This window comes from Crenothrix polyspora, from assembly GCF_900163755.1.
GTDB lineage: Bacteria > Pseudomonadota > Gammaproteobacteria > Methylococcales > Methylomonadaceae > Crenothrix > Crenothrix polyspora.
In genome coordinates, this window is record NZ_FUKI01000155.1 from 1 (window position 1) to 4,526 (window position 4,526).

Annotated in this window: 3 protein-coding genes; all 3 read left to right on the forward strand. The window is 46.7% G+C overall.

Going from position 1 to position 4,526, the window contains the following annotated elements; translation table 11 throughout:
* Window positions 1–135 precede the first annotated feature (135 nt).
* Window positions 136–348 (forward strand): helix-turn-helix domain-containing protein, encoded by a 213-nt coding sequence (locus tag CRENPOLYSF2_RS15585; RefSeq protein WP_087144873.1) that lies wholly within the window; start codon window positions 136–138, stop codon window positions 346–348.
* Between the two features lie 325 nt (window positions 349–673).
* Window positions 674–3,793 carry an anti-phage-associated DUF499 domain-containing protein gene (locus tag CRENPOLYSF2_RS15590; protein WP_087144874.1) on the forward strand — a complete coding sequence of 1,040 codons (3,120 nt, stop codon included), beginning with the start codon at window positions 674–676 and terminating at the stop codon, window positions 3,791–3,793.
* 3 nt (window positions 3,794–3,796) lie between these two features.
* Window positions 3,797–4,420: an anti-phage-associated DUF3780 domain-containing protein gene (locus tag CRENPOLYSF2_RS15595; RefSeq protein WP_087144875.1), complete on the forward strand. Its 624-nt coding sequence runs from the start codon at window positions 3,797–3,799 to the stop codon at window positions 4,418–4,420.
* Window positions 4,421–4,526 lie beyond the last annotated feature (106 nt).

The following is a 4,526-nucleotide window of genomic DNA, read 5'->3' on the forward strand; positions in this document are numbered from 1 at the left end:
ACAAGTCGGCACTTAAGTCTAAATCAAAATTTAACGGGAGGGTAGCCGCTCAATGTGAGTATAATTAAGATAAATTTGGAATTATATTAAGTTTTTCCTGCTTTCTTGATCGCTTGCCGTTGAGGAATTTGAAATATGGCCGAGAGTGAAGATCGCTGGTTATCGATAAACGAGATAACCGACCATCTTGGTGTTAGTAATGACACTGTGTACAAATGGATTGATAAATATGGTATGCCTGCCCATCGTATGGGTCGTCTTTGGAAATTCAAAAAAGATGATGTAGATGGCTGGGTCAAGGCAGGGGGTACGATTAATAAATCTGAAAATACACAGGCCGGTGAATAAAGTGGTGATATTAAAAAAATTAATTCAAGATAACCTCAACCACCATCAGCTAAAAGCTGATGGATTGTTTATCAGCAGACTAAAAACCGCCGACTGAAAGAAAAACGGCAAAAAGTCCGTAATTCTAAACCACAAGCTTTCAGCACATTCCATACAAGCTAAAGTTAGCTTATGGAAAATAATGATCAATTCTATTGTTATTCTCAGCAATCTAGAATCCTCTTTTGGAGCAAGATTAATTCTGGCTACTTACAAAGCATTTCAAAAATCTGCTTTAATTTTTTGTACATAATCGGTAATAACATAAATTCAAGGAACAAGGAGCATGATCAAAACCGTAAAACAGGCCTGTGTTTTTAACCCGATTATTCGGGATTATCGGATGAGCCAGGCCATAGAAAACCTGGCTGACCTGATTAAAGATGCAGGTGACGGACGGGAGTTTTTTGCCAGGAACTATGTCACGCAAGGCATGGAGCAGTTATTCCGTGAAGGCATGTTACGGTTGTCAGGGCAATCTGACCAGGCGGTTTTTGAGCTCACACAAGCCATGGGCGGCGGTAAAACCCACATGATGATTGCTTTGGGATTGCTGGCACGACATCCTGAACTGCGCCAGCAAATTCTACCGCCTGATCTGGCAGGACGGATTAACATAGGTAAAGCCAGAATTGCGGCGTTCAATGGCCGCAACAACCCTGATAACTTTATTTGGGGTGAAATAGCCAGCCAATTGGGACAGGAAGAGGCTATCAAGCCCCACTGGATTAATGGCCCAAAAAGTGTTGACCAGGATAAATGGAAAGCCATTATTGGCAATGAACCGACTTTGATCATGCTTGATGAGTTGCCGCCGTATCTTGATAATGCGACTACGCAAGTGGTGGGGCAGGGCACGTTGGCCAATATGGTCACCTACTCGCTGGGTTGCTTATTGAGCGCGGCGCTGGAACTGGATAATTGCTGTATCGTCATTGCCAATTTATCGGGTAGCTATAGCTCACAAACCAAAGCCTTGACGGAAACGATTGCCAATTTGCAGCAAGAAACCCGCCGACAAGCCAAAACCATCACGCCGGTGCAACTGGCGGGCAATGAAATTTACGAAATCCTCAAAAAACGGTTGATACTCACCTTGCCTGATGAGAATGTGATTAATGATGTCGCCGAAGAATATGCCCAGCGTATTAAAGCGGCAACCGATGGCGGTTATATTACCGCGACCAGTATCGAGCAGATTGCTGAACAAGTACGTGAAACTTACCCGTTTCATCCCGCTTTTAAACATTTGGTGGCTTTATTTAAAGAAAACGAAGGCTTCCGACAAACACGCGGTTTAATGCAATTTGCGGCGCGTTTGCTTAAAAGTGTCGATGACAGGGTAACTGACGATGTATTTTTGATTGGTTCCCAGCATCTTAATATCAGTGACATGGATGTCAAAGATGAAATAAACCGTATTGCCCCCTCGTTACAGCCGGCCATGAGCCATGATATTTCCGATGGCGGCAGTGCCGTTGCAGAAGCCATCGATAACCAGCTTTCCAGTGATGCGGCAACCCAGGTCAGCACCTTATTGTTAGCCTCGTCACTTTCCAGGGCAGTGGGTGGCCGCATTGGTTTGAGCGAGGGTGAAATTATTGAATTTTTGGCCGCTCCCAACCGCAAGCCGGATGAGTTTGTCATCGCATTAGAAAAACTTAAGGAAAACGCCTGGTATTTACACCGGGAGGATCAACGTTACTTTGTCAAAGACACCGAAAACCTATCACGCAAGGTTGAGCGCAATGCCCGCGATATACCGCAACCCAAAATCGACCAGGCCCTGATTAACCATCTGACAGGGATACTGCAACCCGTTAGCAAAGCGGCCTATCAGGAACTCAAGGTGTTGCCGCTACTGGATGAAATCCGTTTGACCGGTACCAGAGTACTGATAGTGGTACGTCCTGATGGCAAGTTACCACCCCAGCAGCTCAATAATTTTTTCATGTTCCAGCAAGAAAAGAATAACGTGCTGGTGTTGTCAGGCCAGGATAGCCATTTTGCTGATGTTGTCGAAGAACGCTTGCGTGAACTGTATGCCATTGAGCAAATAGTCAAACATTTAAAAGAGGGCGATACCCTGTACGAAGAGGCCCGCGATAGATTGCAAGATGCTGAGCAGCGTTTTATGAAGGCCTTGTCTTCCGCCTATAATCGTTTGTATTTTCCAGGCGTGGATGAAATCACCGGCGACGATGTGCTGCTCATGGTGACGATTGATAACAATCTCAAAGTAGGGTCGGGCGAGCAATCGGCAGAAAAACAGATTGAAGAAATACTGGCCAGCCCACGCGCCAACTACAAACTGGCGTTGGATGTCAAAACTGACATTGACAATTATCTGGCACAGGCGGAAGTCTATCTTTGGCCGGAACGTGAGCGCCGCACGCCCTGGAAAGATGTGCAGATGCGGGCCAAAACCAACCCGGAGTGGCCGTGGATGCCAGGAAGTGCAGGGTTGGACATGCTGAAAACCGAAGCCCTAAAACAAGGCCGCTGGCGGCAGGGCGAAGACGGTTATATTGAGAAAGGCCCGTTTGCCAAAGAAAAAACCACGCTCAATATTACCCCGCAAACCAGCAATAAAGAAACCGGCGCAACGATTTTGACGCTAACCCCCCGAAATTGTGGCAGCAGTCCTATCGTCCATTACTCGCAGAAGGCGACAGTTTCAAAGACAGATCCTGTTGTTGATGACCTGGATAATTTTACGGCTACCGATGCCACCCTATATTTTTTGGCTGTGGATAGCGAAGGCCAGTATGAAATCGGTGAGCCCAAGCGTTGGGTTGCTGACTTGACGATACGCCATCAAGTCCATGTGGTTGCCGACAAACGGCGTGTGGAACTGTCCTGTGTTCCACCAGCAGAAATTTACTATAGTCTTAATGGCAGCAACCCAAAAGAAGGAACGCGTTACGAAGCACCCTTCGAGATTGGCGAAGAAGCTTTCCGTTTGCTGATTTTTGCCAAAGCCGCAGAAGCCACTAAAAACACTGAATTCAGCATACCGACCAGTAGCGACAAGCGCATACAGATTGTCGATGGAAAACCGGCACGGCTGCAGGAAAGCAAACGTGTTAACCTGGATAGCACGGAAAAAGTTTTTGCAGTGCTTAACCGCTTTAAGGATTGCACTAACACTGTGTTAAAAGGTGTGACGATACAAATCGGCGAGGCTGAAACCACAGTGACCATCCGCTTTCTGGAACGGCAGGTAACGGCTCAAATGATAGTAGAGACTATTAACAGCTTGCGTAAAGTACTGGGTGACGAGCAGGCCAATATCAGCATCAATATAGTGGGTGGCATACAGTTTGGTGACGGCTATTCTGTTAAGGAGTTCGCTGAACTCAGTGGTATACAATTAAAGCCTGGCGATGTTATCCAAGAAGCCTAGACTATGACTGTACGTAAAAAAACAGCCGCCAAAGAAACGATTGTTCACCAGACTTTGGGCTTTGGTGTACCGGCTACCAGCGATCCACATCATTTTAGTGTGGAGATACCCCGTAACAATACCGGTGCAGTCAGTATTGTTGAGAATTTAGGCCTGCAAAGCCATGACCATTCACAAAGCCTAATAAACCGCGTGTTGCTGGAACGTCCACGCTGGACGGCTATCCGTAGCGAAGTGCAGCGTGCTTTTAATGTGCAGCTTAAGGAACGGCAGTTAAAGTCATCGGTTTGGAAAGTCGGTGTTAATCCGGTGGATCGTTTGCTGGGCAAGGAACTGTGTGTGTTGGCCTGGGCTGTTGAAGGCATGGATTTCGACCATATTCCGATTGCTGTGCGTAACTGGTTGGCTTTGCGTCCGGAAGAGCGTTGGTGGTTGTTTGGTATGACGGCCATGACCACGGGTGGTGTGAATGATGGCGGTAAAGGTTGGCGTTTGGCCTTGCGGCATGCGTTGGGGGATGTGGCGCAAAATGAAGTTTTCAAGCCACAGGCGGCTAAAAACGCACTGACTGTTACAGCAAAAGATACGGAAAACGTTACATTCAGCCTGTTTGATTTTGAGCTTTAGGTCGCTATCGTTTTAAATTGATGGCCATGTAATCGTTGCCCCCACACTAGTACTCAGTCACTCTTTAAATGTCGAATAACAGCCCCCATAAACAAGTTTCACGTAA

What these genes read in the sequence shown, in the direction of transcription:
- CRENPOLYSF2_RS15585 (WP_087144873.1), top strand. Translation starts at nt 136, where the DNA reads ATGGCCGAGAGTGAAGATCGCTGGTTATCGATAAACGAGATAACCGAC.
- CRENPOLYSF2_RS15590 (WP_087144874.1), top strand. Translation starts at nt 674, where the DNA reads ATGATCAAAACCGTAAAACAGGCCTGTGTTTTTAACCCGATTATTCGG.
- CRENPOLYSF2_RS15595 (WP_087144875.1), top strand. Translation starts at nt 3,797, where the DNA reads ATGACTGTACGTAAAAAAACAGCCGCCAAAGAAACGATTGTTCACCAG.